At 41.8% G+C, this 17,167-nt stretch carries 12 protein-coding genes; 11 read left to right on the top strand and 1 reads right to left on the bottom strand.

The annotated features are described in order from the left end of the window. Positions 1 to 98 precede the first annotated feature (98 nt). The gene (locus C6Y07_RS17515) at positions 99 to 329 is read left to right on the top strand and encodes a hypothetical protein (RefSeq protein ID WP_003214314.1); all 231 of its coding nucleotides are present in this window, start codon (positions 99 to 101) and stop codon (positions 327 to 329) included. Here the strand turns inward: C6Y07_RS17515 and C6Y07_RS17510 are convergent. Then, complete coding sequence (locus C6Y07_RS17510; RefSeq protein ID WP_223254163.1) at positions 310 to 732, bottom strand: DUF2283 domain-containing protein; 423 nt, start codon at positions 730 to 732, stop codon at positions 310 to 312. The two genes, C6Y07_RS17515 and C6Y07_RS17510, sit on opposite strands and share 20 nt — an antisense overlap. A 272-nt stretch (positions 733 to 1,004) precedes the next feature. On the opposite strand from C6Y07_RS17510, the gene pcrB reads away from it, so the two are divergent. The 10 genes from pcrB to C6Y07_RS17460 all read left to right on the top strand — a co-directional run bounded on the left by pcrB (position 1,005) and on the right by C6Y07_RS17460 (position 17,167). Beyond that, a complete protein-coding gene (gene pcrB / locus C6Y07_RS17505; protein WP_066031213.1) occupies positions 1,005 to 1,697 on the top strand; it encodes a heptaprenylglyceryl phosphate synthase in 693 nt (230 codons plus the stop codon). 57 nt (positions 1,698 to 1,754) lie between these two features. Further along, entirely contained in the window at positions 1,755 to 3,977 is a 2,223-nt protein-coding gene (gene pcrA / locus C6Y07_RS17500) for a DNA helicase PcrA (protein ID WP_060595698.1), read from the top strand. A 44-nt stretch (positions 3,978 to 4,021) separates the two neighbouring features. Beyond that, positions 4,022 to 6,028, top strand: coding sequence for an NAD-dependent DNA ligase LigA (gene ligA, locus C6Y07_RS17495; RefSeq protein WP_066031212.1), 2,007 nt, complete (start codon positions 4,022 to 4,024; stop codon positions 6,026 to 6,028). A gap of 15 nt (positions 6,029 to 6,043) precedes the next feature. Next, positions 6,044 to 7,231: a CamS family sex pheromone protein gene (locus C6Y07_RS17490; protein ID WP_060595700.1), complete on the top strand. Its 1,188-nt coding sequence runs from the start codon at positions 6,044 to 6,046 to the stop codon at positions 7,229 to 7,231. A 133-nt stretch (positions 7,232 to 7,364) separates the two neighbouring features. Then, a complete protein-coding gene (locus C6Y07_RS17485; RefSeq protein ID WP_060595701.1) occupies positions 7,365 to 8,564 on the top strand; it encodes an MFS transporter in 1,200 nt (399 codons plus the stop codon). Between the two features lie 91 nt (positions 8,565 to 8,655). Continuing rightward, positions 8,656 to 13,125 (top strand): non-ribosomal peptide synthetase, encoded by a 4,470-nt coding sequence (locus C6Y07_RS17480; protein ID WP_106157132.1) that lies wholly within the window; start codon positions 8,656 to 8,658, stop codon positions 13,123 to 13,125. A gap of 23 nt (positions 13,126 to 13,148) precedes the next feature. Then, positions 13,149 to 14,663 (top strand): serine hydrolase domain-containing protein, encoded by a 1,515-nt coding sequence (locus tag C6Y07_RS17475; protein WP_223254162.1) that lies wholly within the window; start codon positions 13,149 to 13,151, stop codon positions 14,661 to 14,663. Next, positions 14,626 to 15,606 (top strand): C39 family peptidase, encoded by a 981-nt coding sequence (locus C6Y07_RS17470; RefSeq protein ID WP_106037210.1) that lies wholly within the window; start codon positions 14,626 to 14,628, stop codon positions 15,604 to 15,606. Before C6Y07_RS17475 ends, C6Y07_RS17470 begins: the two co-directional genes overlap by 38 nt. Next, a complete protein-coding gene (locus C6Y07_RS17465) occupies positions 15,603 to 16,313 on the top strand; it encodes a thioesterase II family protein (protein WP_034664703.1) in 711 nt (236 codons plus the stop codon). The genes C6Y07_RS17470 and C6Y07_RS17465 overlap by 4 nt, the downstream gene beginning before the upstream one ends. Next, positions 16,310 to 17,167 carry a 3-hydroxyacyl-CoA dehydrogenase family protein gene (locus tag C6Y07_RS17460; protein WP_066031209.1) on the top strand — a complete coding sequence of 286 codons (858 nt, stop codon included), beginning with the start codon at positions 16,310 to 16,312 and terminating at the stop codon, positions 17,165 to 17,167. Before C6Y07_RS17465 ends, C6Y07_RS17460 begins: the two co-directional genes overlap by 4 nt.

The raw sequence follows: 17,167 nt of genomic DNA, 5'->3' as shown, positions 1-17,167 counted from the left end.
CTTTTCATTGAAAGAGAAACCACTTCAACAGATTGTGACGTTTAGAAATAAAAAGGCGGGGTAACTTACAAATAAGATCATAAGGGGAGGGAACATACATGAATAAGCGTCCAAATGCGTATGTACTTGCAGGATTAGGGGTTGGTGGTGCTGTGTTATTAGCGGTAAAAAATAAACAGCATCTCAAAAAATGGGCAAGCATGTTCCGCTCAGATGAAAAGATTCCTGAAAAAGCCGGACACCCTGATCCATTAGATATTCAAGACAACAAGATGGTCGATGAAGGGGCCATGACATCCGTCCATTATTTCAATGAAGTGAGACAATAGTTTGAAAAAACCGTTTTGACCATTCAAAACGGTTTTTTCTTGTCTTTCTTTTGACGTTATATCGAAGAGGATCGACAATCGTAAAACCGATCAGCCCTTTGTGATCAGGCGTCGAGAATTGAAATTCAATGCCCGATAAATGATAGGTTGAGAGAACTTCCTGATCCGTAAAACGTAACGAAAGCACGTCCTCATAAACGGGTGCATGCTTCAGAACCTCTGCTTCTTCTGCAAATAACTCCAGACCAGCCACTCGGCCCTCTTTATCAATATCTGCATTCACACATTCATTTACGTCTAATTCAATAGTTTCTTTGATTGTTCCGATTCTAGGCGGGATGAGATCAATGTATCCGATGTCGATCGTTTGATCATATGTGATGGTTCTTTTCAAATCATTCACCTGCTTATTAGATAGTAAAATGTTCCTTTATTGTATAATATCATGTGATGAGACGAAGCAGCTCGCATTTCAGTTCAGTATTAATATATTTATCTCCCTTAGTCCTCTTGAAGTGGATCTTTTCACATAGTCTCCATTAGCCTCATTTAGAGTTAAAATCGTCCATTTTCAAAAGAATGAAACTTTTAGCTGAAGGAGGTTACCCATTTTTTGCGGTCACTGATTTTGTTATAATATTTAAATGGAATGAAACGAATGGAGGAACGTTTTTCATGTATGATGTTACCGAGTGGAAGCATGTCTTTAAACTCGATCCAAATAAAGAAATATCCGATGAACAGCTGGAGGCGATTTGTGAATCTGGTACGGATGCCATATTGATTGGCGGCAGTGACAATGTGACAGAGGACAATGTGCTCCAATTGATGTCAAAGGTCCGCCGATTTCTTGTGCCATGTGTGCTCGAAATCTCAACACATGAGATGATTGTGCCGGGCTTCGATCTGTATTTCATCCCGACCGTCTTAAACAGCTCTCATCCTGATTGGATTGTTGGGCTTCATAAGGACGCGATGAAGGAATTCGGTGATTTGATGTCAATGGAAGAGATCGTGCCTGAAGGCTATGTTATTTTAAATGAAGAGTGTAAAGCGGCCAAGCTCACAGAGGCAAATACAGCGCTGGACATCGATGACGTAAGGGCATATGCAAGAGTGGCAGAGCATTTGATGAAGCTGCCCATTTTTTATCTAGAATACAGCGGAACGCTTGGAGACATAGAGCTTGTGAAAGAAACAAAAGCAGTGCTTCATGAAACGGTCCTTTTTTATGGCGGGGGCATTGAAAACGCGAAGCAGGCAGAAGACTTTGCGCAGTATGCAGACGTGGTTGTTGTAGGAAACGTCATTTATGACAATTTCAAAGAAGCATTAAAGACAGTGGGCGCAGTCAAAAAGTCATCATAGTCAAACAAGACGAAACGGGTTAAAATAGAACATAAGTTCGAATTGGCGGTGAATGGAATGAATGAAATATCGAATCATCTATTAGAAGGGCTGAATGACGCGCAGAAAGAAGCGGTCAAAGCAACAGATGGACCTTTATTATTGATGGCAGGAGCAGGAAGCGGAAAGACACGGGTGCTCACACATCGAATTGCCTACTTAATGGCCGAAAAGCATGTGGCTCCGTGGAACATTTTAGCGATTACGTTTACAAATAAAGCAGCACGTGAAATGCGTGAGCGTGTACAAGCCATTTTAGGGCCTGGTGCCGATGACATTTGGATCTCTACGTTCCACAGCATGTGTGTGCGCATTTTACGACGCGATATTGACCGTATTGGTGTAAATCGCAACTTCTCTATATTAGACACATCTGATCAGCTTTCAGTCATAAAAAATATTCTGAAAGAACGAAATATCGATCCTAAAAAGTTTGATCCACGCAGCATTTTAGGTTCAATCAGCAGTGCAAAAAACGAACTCATAGACGCAGAGGAATACGCCAAAACAGCTGGTGATTTCTATGATCAAGTGGTCAGCGACGTCTATACAGATTATCAAAAACGGTTACTCAAAAACCAATCACTCGATTTTGATGATTTAATTATGATGACGATTCGTCTGTTTGAGCGCATCCCTGAAGTATTAGAACACTATCAGCGGAAATTCCAATACATTCATGTCGATGAGTATCAGGATACGAACAGAGCGCAGTACATGCTTGTGAAACTGCTCGCTCAGCGTTTTCAAAATATATGTGTTGTCGGTGACTCGGATCAGTCCATTTACCGCTGGCGCGGAGCGGATATTACAAACATTCTCTCCTTTGAAAAAGATTATCCGTCCAGTGAAGTGATTCTGCTTGAGCAAAATTACAGATCGACTAAACGTATTCTAAATGCCGCAAACACGGTGATCCAAAACAATTCAAACCGTAAGCCGAAAAATCTTTGGACAGAAAATGATGAAGGAGCGAAGATTGCCTATTACCGTGCAGATAATGAATTCGGTGAAGGTCAATTTGTTGCTGGAAAGATTCATCAGCTTCATCAGAGCGGTAAGCGTAAATTATCCGATTTTGCGATTCTTTATCGAACCAATGCCCAGTCTCGTGTCATAGAGGAAACATTATTGAAGTCAAACATTCAATACAACATTGTCGGCGGCACGAAGTTCTATGACAGGAAAGAGATCAAGGACATTTTGGCTTACTTACGCCTAGTAGCTAACCCAGATGACGACATTAGCTTTGCACGTATTGTCAACGTACCAAAGCGTGGAATCGGTGCGACATCTGTTGATAAAATCGCAGCATATGCGGAGATGAATGACCTGTCTATGTTTGAAGCGCTTGGTCAGGTAGATTTCATTGGACTCAGTGCAAGGGCAGCCAATGCGCTTGATGAGTTCAAACAGCTCATTGATCAAATGACGAACATGCAGGATTATTTATCTGTCACAGAATTAACAGAAGAAATCCTAGAGAAAACAGGCTATCGTGAAGCACTGAAGGTTGAAAAAACGATTGAAGCACAAAGCCGTCTAGAAAATATTGACGAGTTTCTCTCCGTGACTAAGAACTTTGAAGAACAAAATGAAGACAAGTCTCTCGTGACTTTCCTGACAGATCTCGCCCTCGTCGCAGACATTGATAAGCTGGATGAGAATGAGGAAGAAGATCAGGATGCCGTCATCTTAATGACTCTTCATGCTGCAAAAGGTCTAGAATTCCCTGTTGTTTTCTTAATGGGCATGGAGGAAGGTGTTTTCCCGCACAGCCGTTCATTAATGGAAGATGCAGAGATGGAAGAAGAGCGCCGCCTTGCCTATGTAGGCATCACACGGGCGGAAGAAGAGCTCTATTTATCAAGTGCCAAGATGAGAACACTCTTCGGCCGGACAAACATGAACCTTGAATCAAGATTCATTCGAGAAATACCAGCTGATTTATTGGACAACCTAAATGAGAAGAAAGAAACGAAAACACCGTTTGGCCAAACAAGAGAAAGACCGCAAAGACGGGGACCTGTCTCACGTCCGCAAACTCAAACCATTCAAAACACAGGCGGCGGAAGTATTGGCTGGGCTGTGGGTGATAAAGCGGCTCATAAAAAATGGGGCGTTGGAACGGTTGTGAGTGTAAAAGGCAGTGGAGACAGCACAGAGCTTGATATTGCCTTCCCAAGCCCTACAGGCATTAAGCGTCTTCTCGCAGCATTTGCGCCAATTGAGAAGCAATAAACCGATAGCACTTATAAAACGGATGAATTGAAAGGAAGAAGCAGATGGATAAAGAAGCAGCGAAACGCCGGATCGAGGAACTGCACCAGATTTTGAACCAATACAACTACGAATATCATACACTTGATCGTCCAAGTGTTCCTGACGCTGAATATGATGCGCGGATGCGTGAGCTGATCTCTTTAGAGGAAGAGCACCCTGATTTAAAAGCAGCGGACTCCCCTTCACAAAGAGTAGGAGGCGCTGTGTTAGACGCCTTCCAAAAAGTGCGTCACGGCACACCGATGCTCAGCCTCGGGAATGCGTTTAATGAACAGGACCTTCTTGATTTTGACCGACGGGTTCGTCAAGCAGTTGGTGACGATGTCGCATACAATGTCGAGCTGAAAATTGACGGACTCGCTGTTTCTCTCCGTTATGAAAACGGTGTGTTTGTCCGAGGTGCCACGCGTGGAGATGGGACAACGGGTGAGGATATTACTGAAAACCTCAAAACCATTCGTTCCATCCCGCTCAAAATCAAACGTCCTCTGTCGATTGAAGTGAGAGGCGAGGCATTTATGCCAAAACCTTCTTTTGAAGCATTAAATGAAAAAAGATTACAAAACGAAGAAGAGCCGTTTGCGAACCCGCGTAATGCGGCTGCAGGCTCGCTTCGTCAGCTTGATACGAAAATTGCGGCGAAACGAAACCTTGATATCTTCGTCTACAGTATAGCGGAGCTTGATGAAATCGGTGTTGAATCGCAAAGCGAGGGACTTGATCTTCTCGACGAACTTGGCTTTAAAACGAACAAAGAAAGACGGATGTGCCACACGATTGAAGAAGTGATCGACCTCATTGAAACATTGAAAACGAAGCGTGCCGATTTTTCATATGAAATCGATGGAATTGTGATCAAAGTCGATTCGTTAGCTCAGCAGGAAGAGCTCGGCTTTACAGCAAAAAGTCCCCGCTGGGCTGTTGCGTACAAGTTTCCGGCTGAAGAGGTCGTGACAAAGCTGCTTGATATTGAACTAAGTGTAGGACGTACAGGCGTCATCACACCAACGGCGATTCTTGAACCTGTCAAAGTAGCAGGGACGACAGTGCAGCGTGCTTCTCTTCATAATGAAGATTTGATCAAAGAAAAGGATATTCGCCTTTTTGATCAAGTGATTGTGAAAAAAGCGGGCGATATTATTCCGGAAGTCGCAGGCGTACTGATCGATCAGCGTACAGGAGAAGAAAAGCCGTTTCACATGCCGACTGAATGCCCAGAGTGTCATAGTGAGCTGGTGAGAATTGAAGGCGAAGTGGCTTTGCGTTGCATCAATCCAGAATGCCCTGCTCAAATACGTGAGGGACTCATTCACTTTGTTTCCCGTAATGCAATGAACATTGATGGGCTTGGCGAGCGGGTCATTACACAGCTTTTCCAAGAACAGCTTGTCTCTCGTGTGTCCGATCTCTACCGATTAACGAAAGAAGAGCTCATTCAGCTTGAGCGAATGGGCGAAAAATCTGTCGACAATTTACTGCGTTCGATTGAGCAATCGAAAGAAAACTCTCTAGAGCGTTTACTATTTGGACTCGGTATTCGATTTATTGGCTCTAAAGCGGCAAAGACCTTGGCGATGCATTTCGGCGACATCGATCAATTAAAGCAAGCGACGAAAGAACAATTACTCGAAGTCGACGAAATCGGTGAAAAAATGGCTGATGCCGTCGTCACGTACTTTGAGAAAGAAGAAATTCTCAACCTGCTAAATGAACTAAAAGAGCTTGGGGTCAATATGACCTATACAGGACCAAAGCCGGTGAAGGTTGAAGAAAGTGATTCCTATTTTGCAGGCAAAACCATTGTACTGACAGGGAAATTAGAAGAAATGGCCCGAAACGATGCAAAAGCAGCGATCGAAGCATTAGGCGGCAAACTGGCAGGTAGTGTGAGTAAAAAAACAGATTTAGTCATTGCCGGAGAAGCAGCGGGAAGTAAGCTGACAAAGGCAGAAGAACTCAATATTGAAATTTGGGACGAAGCTAAAATGCTCGAGGAGCTAAAGAAATAAGAGGAGTGTTTTCTATTGAAAAAGTTGTTATTGCTGCTGACAATGCTCACACTGGTATTGTCAGCGTGTGCACCTTTTGGGGGAAAGGAAGAGGAAGAGGTCACACAAAAAACGGATGAAACGAAGGAAACAGCCATCATCCCGATGTACAATATCTCTGACTCCTATTACAAAATGGTGCTGCCGTTTAAACAAGGGGCTGCGCGAGGATTAACAGCAGAGCGTCTCAACACACGCCTGGACATCGATGAATTTGAAACAGGACTTATGCGCCTTGCAACAGAGTCATTTAATACAAACGACTATCTTTTCCAAGAAGGACAGCATTTAGATGAGGACACCGTTCTCAGCTGGCTGTCGCGCAAAAAAACAGGCAGTGATCTGAAAAAGGCAGAAAAAGAAGATAAAGACTTTAAGAATCTCGGCTTAAACCCAGCTCTTCCAAACTCAGGTTCAACAAAGTCTAAAAATGAAAATAGTCCAATTTACTTAGCTTCGATGCTAGAACATAATTACTTAATTCGAAAAGATAAAAACAGCTTACAGCTTGGCGGAGTTGTCATTGGTCTTGCACTGAACTCTGTTTATTATTACCGTGAAAATATCGGTGATCCGCAGCAAGAGGTGACGATCGATTCATCGAAAAGTTCAAAGAAACTTTTGGCAGAAGGTGAAAAAATCGCTGAACAAGTGATCAAACGAATTCGTCAAATGGATGGACTGCAAAAAGTGCCTGTCATGATTGCACTTTATAAGCAAGCACCAAAATCATCTATCGTTCCAGGAAACTTTATCGCCAAAACGGATGTGAAAGCAGGCTCAGCTGATATCGGCAATTGGGATACGATCAAAGAGGAGAATGTCTTCTTCCCTTCAGATAATGCGAAAGGCAACTACAAAGATGATTCCGAGCGATTTGACCGCTTCAAAACAAAAGTCGAAGACTACTTCCCGAATTACACTGGTGTCGTAGGAAAAGGCTTTTACAAAAACGGCAACCTGCAAAAAATGAAAGTCGAAATTCCAATGCAGTTCTATGGAAAAACGGAAGTTGTAGCCTTCACGCAATATTTAACAGGTGAAGTCATGGATTACTATAAGAGTACCAATATCGAAATTAACATCACATCTTCTGATCAACAAGAAGCCCTGATCACGAAAAATGCTGAAGACAAAGAACCAACTGTTCATATATATGACTAAATAAAAACCGCCTATTGGCGGTTTTTTAAATTAGGTAAAATGTATCAAGTTATGAAAATATTGTTATAAAAAGTAGAAGTGTAGAAAATAATGTATTATTATGGGTGATAATGAAGAGAAAATGGAGATCAATATGAAAAACAAATCATTTTACTTTTTATTAGGGGGACAATCCCTAGCTAATTTTGGGGATTCGCTATATGTCCTCGTTCTGACCATCCTGACATATCAATTAACAAATTCTACACTGATTGCTTCAATGGTGGCTGTTTCGCAGTTTGTTGGACAAGCCCTTGGAGCGGTACTCATTCCTTTCTTTATGTATCAATTTAAGCTGAAAAGACTCATTATCTATTTGCAAATGTGTCAAATTGCTTTCTTCGGTTGCTTGATTTTCATTTATATTCTACAACTATCAACTTTTACTATTCCTTTCTTTTTTATCATTGTATTTTTCCTGTCTTTGATAGATGGAGGAACCATTCCTGTTCGAAATTCGATGATCCCGCGTTTAGTAGAAAAGAACTTTTTACTAAAAGCCAATAGTTATATCTTAACTTCTGATCAAATTGTTCTTTTACTAGGCTGGCTTTTAGGAGGGCTGTTTATTGGTATTCTTGGACCGCAGTTTCTCCTATTGACGACACTTGTTTTATACAGTTTGTCGCTCATATCTATGCTCTTTATGATTGATACTGGGGCTGCAGCTAAACAAGAGCAACAGTCTGAATCATTTGCTACAAGGGTCTTTTCAGGGTGGAAGCTCATGTATGAAAAGCCAACTATTCGAACATTAACGGTTTTAGAAATGCTATCCATGAGCGGTAGAAGTATCTGGACTGGAGCCATTATCCTTGTGTATGTCACAGAAGTCTTACACCAGCCTGAAACATGGTGGGGATTTATTAACGCAAGCTATTTTGGCGGAACCATTCTAGGCGGCCTGCTCGTGCTGCGGTTCGCAAAGCATGTGGAACAGCGTTTGTTTGATCACATTTTTTACAGTTCGGTGATCGTAGCTGTGCTAACCCTTTGCTTAGGATTGAATCATTCAGCATGGATGAGTTTGTTGTTTGTCTTTTTATTAGGGCCAGCTTTTCAGCTTCGCAGCATTTCTATTCGTACCTATGTACAAGATACACTGAGTGAAATTGAATTGCCCAAAATACTGTCAGCTCAACATACACTATCAACTTTTATATACGGAATGTCCATCCTTGTTATGAGCACCATGACCGATCTCTTTGGGGCAAGAGTCGTCTTTTTTATAAACGTTGCTCTGTTTACTGTGTCGGCTTTCCTAGCGTCTAGATTGAAAAATGAACAAATTTAGACATTTTATCTCAATTATTTACAAAAATACCGTTATATGATTTAATATGTTCGTAGAAATGTTAACTATATGAAAAGTAGAGGTGGCGTAATTGACTAGTAGTTTAGTATATTGGCCATTAACACATCCGCAGCGGCGCGTGATGAACATGGAAACATTTTATCCAGAAACACCGATCAATCATATTGGCGGTATCATTTTCGTCAATGGGCCGTTGCAGCTTGATAAACTGAAGCAGGCCATTGCATCTTGTATCATGATGACAGAATCTCTTCGTCTCAAGCTAGTAGAGAAAGATGGTGAGACGCTTCAATACGTTGATCCAAACGCCGATAATCCAATTCCTGCCTATGAGTTTTCCACACATGAAGACATGCTAGAATGGGCCGAAAAAGCCTTCAAAACACCATTTCAATTAACAGAAACCCCTCTCGCCGAATTTGCTGTATTAAAAGTCGGTGAACAACAATCCGGTTATTTCATCAAATGCCATCATACAGTAGCAGATGGATGGTCGATGAAAGTAATCATCGATAAAATTAGCCAGCTTTACACTGCTCTTACCCAAAGCTCCTCTATCGAACAAGAAGCAGACAATCATTCTGTATTTATTGATAAAGAATCAAAATATATGAACTCCCCAAGATTTAAAAAAGATCAGCAATTTTGGAAAGAAACATTATCTGATGTGTCTGATAGTTATTTGGTACAAGGAACTGACCAAATCAAAGGCCATCGGCACAGCCATTACCTTGATCGACAACTCTCAGAACGAATCTATGAATTTATAGATACCCATCATTGTTCAATCAACTCTTTATTTACTTTAGGACTCTTCGTTTACTTGCATAAAAGATACCAGCAAAAAGATTTTATTATTGGGACGCCAGTTCTCAATCGTTCCGGACAAAAGGAAAAAGCCACGTCCGGTATGACCGTCAGTACAATGCCATATCGAATGAAGATCGATCCTCATCTATCTTTGTTAGAAAGTCTGACAGACGTTCAAAAAAGCTATAAGGCTTACTTTCTGCATCAGCGTTATCCTTATGATGCACTTGTCAAAGATTTAGAGCTTGCAAAAGCAGGATATGATCAGCTTTTTCAAATCTATATCAACTCCTACAGCACAAATATGGTGCAGGAGATGGAAGGATACAAAGTTGAATACATAGAGCTTTACAATGGCTTCCAGCCATATGGCTTACAAGTTGCTGTGAAAGAATGGGATGAAAAAGGGCAAATCGAACTTCAATATGACTACAAGATCTCAGATTACAGCAATGAAGACATCGGCTTTCTACACGAAAGAATGCTTCTCTTTGTCGAAACCATACTCGCTCAGCCAAAGCAGCTGTTAAAAGACGTACTTCTCATGACAGAAGACGAGGAACATCGAGAGCTATATCAATGGAACGACACGGGCGTACTATTTCCACAGAAACAAAAAATCCATGAATTGATCACAGACATGTCAAAGTCTTCTCCTGATCGAATCGCGCTTCAGGACGGATCTCATATCATGACATACGGTGAACTTGAGAGAAAAACCAATCAAATGGCGCGTTTTCTACAAACACATGGCTTACAGAGACATGACTTTGTTGCAGTATGTATGAATCATTCACCAGAACTTATTGTGCTGCTGCTGGGGATTTTAAAGGCTGGAGGTGCATATGTTCCGATTGATCCTGAGTATCCGCAGGAACGCATTCAGTTTATTTTGGATGACAGCCAGGCAAAACTGTTTTTCACAGATCACGCATCTGCATACCATTTTAATGGCGGTACGTACAATATCTACAACGTGTGGGATCAGTTGGCTCAGTATGATGCGGAACATCCATTCATTGGGGATGCTGAAGACGTCGCATATATGATTTATACGTCTGGCTCTACAGGACAGCCAAAGGGAGTCATGATTGAGCACAGAAGCTTAGTAAACTATATTATGTCTGCCAAAACACATTATACTGATTCACCAGATGATCATTTTGCCTTGTATTCATCCATTGCATTTGATTTAACTGTGACATCCATTTATACGCCATTGGTCATTGGCAGTACAGTGGTGATCTATCGTCAAGAGGATCAGCCAGGCTTTTTATTAGAACATATTTTGTTTGATCAAAAAGCAAAAGTCATCAAGCTGACACCAGCTCATATGGCACTGTTAACAGATGCTGCACTTTCTCAATCAGTTGTGAAACGGATGATTGTGGGCGGGGAACAATTATCGACCGCTTTGGCCAAAAGAATCACAGAGGCAAGTGATGGAAGGATATCCATCTTTAATGAATATGGACCAACTGAAGCAACCGTCGGCTGTATGATTCATCAATTCCATCAAGATGATGGGGGGACATCGGTGTCAATTGGTGTGCCAATGCCAAATACAGAGATTTACCTTTTAGATGAGAATCAGCAAGCCGTGCTTCCTGGGACAGTAGGAGAAATCTATATTTCAGGTGCGGGTGTTGGCAGAGGGTATTGGCAAAGACCTGATTTGCAAGAATCGCGCTTTCTGCCCAATCCATTTGTAAACGATCGCCGCATGTATCGAACAGGTGATATAGCCAAACGAGCAAATGATGGAAAGATTGATTACATTGGCAGGATTGATCATCAAATCAAGCTGCGAGGCTACCGGATTGAGCTGGGAGAAATTGAACTTGCACTTATGGCACTTGAAGAAGTTGATAAAGCAGCTGTCATTGATCTAACCGATGAATCTGGAGAAAAACAGCTGGCTGCTTATATTGAATTGAAAGAAAAAGAGCTGACGTCCTTTTTACTTAGAAAGAAATTATCAGATCAGCTTCCAGCTTATATGGTACCTGCCTATTTTGTTTTACTAGATGAGCTTCCGCTTACTCAAAATGGGAAAATCAATCGGACAGCACTGCCTGATCCATTGTTGTCTCAAGTGGAAACAGCCGTTGAATGGTCCAAGGAAACAGCGGACATTGAAGAGATCATAGTAGATACAGCAAAAGACATCTTAGGGCATGAAACGATCGAACCGGCTGATCATTTTTATCAGCTTGGCGGTGACTCCATTAAGGCGATTCAATTTATTGCGAAGTTAAAAGACAAAGGACTCTATTTAAAAACCAAAGATCTTTTTACGTATCCCATTTTTAGAGAAATGGCACAAGTCGTTCAGCAGGAACCTGTCTTACATATTTCACAAGAGCAGGCTGCGGGCGATGTGAAATCGATCCCAATTATCGAATGGTTCTGGTCCCAGCGATTAAAAGATGAACATTTTTGGCATCAATCCATCATTGTTCATTCAAAGAAAAAGATGGATGAAAAAATCGTGCAGGATGCTTTCAAAGAGCTCGTCATTCATCACGACGGACTAAGGTTAAAAGTACATGAGGCAACAAACACGCTTCATTATGATGAAGACATTCAGGGTATTCCGCTGATGATCCACGATTTTACGGCATTGTCAGAAGAGAATGTGGAAGAAGCGCTACAAGAAGTAGGGTGTCAGGTCAAGCAAAGAACTCATCTTTATCAAGGACCATTGATTCAGGCAGCGCTTTGTCAAACTGCTTTTCAATCACATCTCATTTTTGCCGCCCATCATCTTTTAGCTGATGGTATGTCATGGCAAATTCTTGTGGAGGACTTGATTCAATTATTGCATGCAGAGAAGGTCACAGCTGAAGTGCTTCCGCCTAAAACCCATTCCTATCAAACATTTACAGAGCGGGTGAACGAGTATGCAGTATCAGAGGAGGTAAAAGAGTCGCTCAGCTATTGGCAAAAAGCGGTGCAGGATATTCAGCCTCTGTATCCAGTTTCTTCAAATGAGGGATATGTCAGAGACGAAGTCAAATTAACCAAGGCATTATCAGTGGAGCTCACGGATCAATTGATCAATCAAGCGAATAAAGCGTATCAAACGCAGCCTCACGAACTGTTAATTTCAGCCTTAACGCAAGCCTGTTATCAGCAAACGAATCAAAAGAGGATTTCTTTGGAATTAGAAGGTCATGGCAGGGATGCTGTGGAGGAAGATATTGATGTATCTAGAACGTTCGGCTGGTTCACCACCATGTACCCTGTGAATGTTCATGTGTCTGAATCTCTCTCAGATCACATACGGGCTGTCAAAGAAACGATACGTGAAGTGCCAAATAAAGGTGCAGACTATGGGCTGCTCTCACTCATCAATAGGCAGCTTCCTAATCATTCAGCGCCGCAATTACGCTTTAACTATCTAGGTGAAATTGATCAGGTGCTGAAACAATCATCTGATTATGAGATGTCTTACTTTACATCGGGGATTGATTCGTCATTGGATAATCCGTTAACAACCGTCATCGATATGGTCGCTACCATCAAGGGTGGTCAGCTGATATTCCATCTTTCTTTTAGCGCAAAACAGCTGTGTGAAACAGACATGACGCAGCTATTACAAGAGGTAGAGCGGCAAATTGAGCGTTTGGTACAGCATTGCTTAGAGAAAGAAGGAATCGAATTTACACCGTCTGATTTTGAAACAGTGGATATGTCTCTTGAAGAAATGGATTCATTATTTACATGAGGAAAAATCAGCATGTTATCTACATGTCATGTTTATTAGCGGTCTTATGGATAAGCAGCTTTGCCGGGGGGACACATGCAAAAGCAGTGATTACACCTAAAGCCATTGATCAAGTGATAGAGGAACAGATGAAGCTTGGGCGCATTCCAGGCATGTCCGTTGTGGTTGTGAAAAAGGACGAAGTGGTGTACCAAAAAGGCTTTGGTTATGCGGATCGAAAGAAAAAGGAGCAAGTGACAGCCAGTACTTTCTTTGAAATTGGTTCTACATCAAAGGCGTTTACCGCCCTTGCTATTGTGGAGTTAGAGAAGCAAGGAAAACTTCATATAAAAGATCCAGTGAGCAGCTATATTCCAGGTTTTTTTCCAACATACCATGGAAAGCCTCAGCGTTTGACGGTGGAGCAATTAATGCATCACACAAGCGGCATTCCCTTTCAAACCATTGCGCTTATCCAGCCTGATCATGCAAAGGATGCATTGAAAAAAACAGTTGATCAGCTGAAATCAATCGAGCTTAATCGTAAGCCAGGCAGCTCCTTTGAATATGCCACCATCAACTATGATGTCCTTGGTCTCATCATTGAAAATGTAACAGGAACGTCGTATGAGGCTTATATGAAAGAACTGTTTAAAAGGCATCATCTTGACCAAACGGAGGCTGGGCTAAAACGCATGAAGTCCGGTGTTGTCTCAGAAGGATTTAAACTGCAATTCCTTGCTCCGCATGCTTATGAAGCACCAGAATATCGAGGCAACACCCCTGCAGGCTATATTGTGATGAATAGTCAGGATGTGGGGACTTGGCTGCAATATCAATTGACCGATTCAACTTGGTCTCGTTTTGTAAAAAATCCTGATCATTTAACTGTGAATGTCCCAGAAGAAGGGAAGCATGTCTATTACAATGCCGGCTGGTATATAGAAAAGGCGCATGGGCAGGTGGACTCGCTTTTTCATGCAGGCTCTAACCCAAACTATTCATCATTTTTTCTGATCCAGCCAAAAGAAGATATTGCTATCGGAGTGTTAGCAAATATGAATAGCAGCTACACCGAGCAAACGGCACGTCTTATTGCCAATACGATCGCGGGTACAAATGAAGAAGCAGAGTCATCAATAGATCCATTTCAGCTCATTGATCAATTGAGTTTAGCAGGGACATGTCTTTTTATTTTGCTGCAAATGGTGTCTATCGTTCGTTTTATCAAGTGGAGGAAGCGTGTAAGAAACGGCGCTTTAGTTCGCAGGGACATGTCACTTGGCGTCTGGCTGAAAAGCATCGGCTGGGTGCTGCTGCTAATTGGGATATTGCTCCTGCCAATGATTCTTTCGCAACTAGCCTTTAATGGGCTGCCTTGGAAAATGACTTTTGTATGGGGACCTTCCTCTCTCATTGAATTAGCGATTTCTTATTATTTGTTTTTCATTTGGTTTTGTACGATTGGTTTCATCAAAGGATTTATGGTGACATCTACTGCTGGAAAGAGAGGAAAAAAAGATGACCGTCAAACAGATTTCGGGCATTCATCCTTATAATGATTTGTTTTATCGAAGCTGTTTCTTCAATTGCTTTTTTCCAATTGTGAAGCTGCATGATCAAGAAGTCGCTCCATACTTATTAAATGATCAATTTGCCTATGGGCTTTCAGAGGACGGCTTGCTGCAGATTGACTGGATGTCGGCACACGATCCAGAAAAGATTATGAATTTACAAGGCATTCAAGTTGAAAAAATGACGTATTGTGTCAATCTCATTGAAAAGGTCAAACAAGATGTGATGCGGGACCGCCCCGTCATTGTGTGGGTAGACCCTTACGTTCAGAGAGGCAGAAAAGAGTATTTGACAACCCATAGCCGTCATTCAATTTTAATTAAGGGTTTCGATGAAAATCAGCAAACCTTTCAAGTATTAGAGAATCGGCATTTAGATAATTTGTCTTATGAGCATCAAGTGCTGTCATTTAAAGATGTACAGAAAGGGTATGACACCTTTCATGATCATTTTCAGCCGAATGATCAATTTCATTCCTATGCGTCCTTCTACTTTGATCCGGACAAGCTCTCGACTGAATTATTTGATCAAAAAACGACTTATTTCCTGAGAAATATGCATGGTCAGATAGACGTAATCGAAAAAGGAATCACAGCTCTTGAAACATTTTATGAGCAGTATCCGCAATTGGATGATATCGAGAAGCTCGTGGCGTCGTTCAATCAGATCATCAATACGAAGAAAGTGGAGCTGTATCGGCTGAATCTCATCAAAGGCGATCTACCTGAGCTGGTGGGATGGATGGAACGTATTGTATCAGAATGGGAGAAAGCGAGGCATCAGGCAGCAAAACTCCTTTTTTCAGGTGAGATGTCTAGTAGGTACCAAGCCAATATCAAAGCTTCTTTAGAACAAATCATCGTTGATGAAAAAGACTGGCTGGAAGCGTTGGCAATCAAATGCAAAAGGGAGTGTGGCGTGTCGTGAAGTTATTTTGCTTACCGTACGCAGGTGGGGCAAGTACCGTATTCAGTACGTGGAAATCTTATATAGACCAGTCGATAGAAATTCATGCCCTTGAACTCCCTGGGCACGGGACAAGAATGACAGAGCCTGTTCTAACCGATTTACAGCAGGTCGCAGATGATCTTTATGTACAGGCGTCCTCCTCTTTAAAAGAAGGAGAGCCCTATGCCATTTTCGGTCATAGCATGGGAGCCGTCCTTGCGTATGAATTACAAAAAAGAATGAAAACAAGGTTAAACAAAGAGCCTGTCCATGTCTTTTATTCTGGGCGCTTTCCACCACATATTCCAGAAAAGAAAGTCTATCATCAACTGTCAGATTCCAAACTAAAAGAGGCGATCATTGCGATGGGAGGCGTTCCTGAGGAACTTGCCGATAACCATGCAGTGCTTGATTTCTTTCTGCCGATTTTAAGAGCAGACTTTCAGCTTTTGGAGACCTATCTGTGTGATGAAGTCGTTCCAGCTGCTTGTCCAATTTCTATTTTTTATGGTACACGTGATTTGCCTTCTGTGCTGTTCGATTTAGACGATTGGGATCAATATACAAGCGAAGATTGTGCGTTTTTTGAATTCGATGGAGATCACTTTTTTATTCATTCATTAACAAATGAAGTCGTAGAAAAAATCAATGTCATTTTAAAGCGAATTGGAGTGTTGGAGAAATGAACACGAAGCACGTAGGTGTGATTGGAGCAGGTGTGATGGGGGCTGATATGGCATTAGACCTTTCAGCAAATGGCTATCAAGTCACATTAGTTGATGTCACAGAAGAAAAACTAAATGAAGCGCTGGAAAAAATCAAGAAGACCTATCAACTGGTTCAATTTGTGAGAAAGAAGAAAATCTCATTGTCTTTAGAAGATGTATTGTCTCAAATCCAGCTGTCAACTTCACTTGAAGGCTTACATGACGCGCATATCGTCATTGAAAATGTGACGGAAGATTGGGAGATTAAAAAACCCATTTATGAAGAGCTGCGAGATATTTGTGCGAAAGAAACCATCTATTTTGTGAACACGAGCTGTATTTCGATTACAAAGGTAGGGTCCCTTATGCATCACCCTGAGAAGGTCATTGGGGCGCACTTTATGAACCCTGTTCCTCTTAAAGCGTTGGTTGAAGTGATTAGAGGAAAAGCAACTTCTGATGACACAGTTGAAACCGCAAAAGGTTTCTTGAAATCGTTTGATAAAACACCTGTTGTGGTGCATGATTTTCCGGGATTTGTTTCCAACCGTGTGCTTATGCTGACAATCAACGAAGCGATTTGGGCGGTGCAAGATCAAGTCGCCACACCAGCGGATGTCGATAAAATTTTCCGCGGAGGTTTCGGCCATAAAATGGGACCACTTGCGACAGGGGACTTAATTGGACTTGATACGATTTTGAATTCATTGCTTGTTTTATACGAGAGCTACAAAGATCCGAAGTTCCGTCCATGTCCTCTACTTGTCAAAATGGTCGACGCAGGCGAGTACGGCAAAAAATCAGGTAAAGGCTTTTTCCAATATGACATGTGA

Origin of the sequence: Bacillus sp. LNXM12-1, from assembly GCF_003004375.1 — a bacterium.
In the GTDB taxonomy this organism is placed as follows: Bacteria; Bacillota; Bacilli; order Bacillales; family Bacillaceae; genus Bacillus.
Note: the sequence above shows the minus strand (reverse complement) of the source record. Positions and strands in the feature narration are given on the sequence as shown.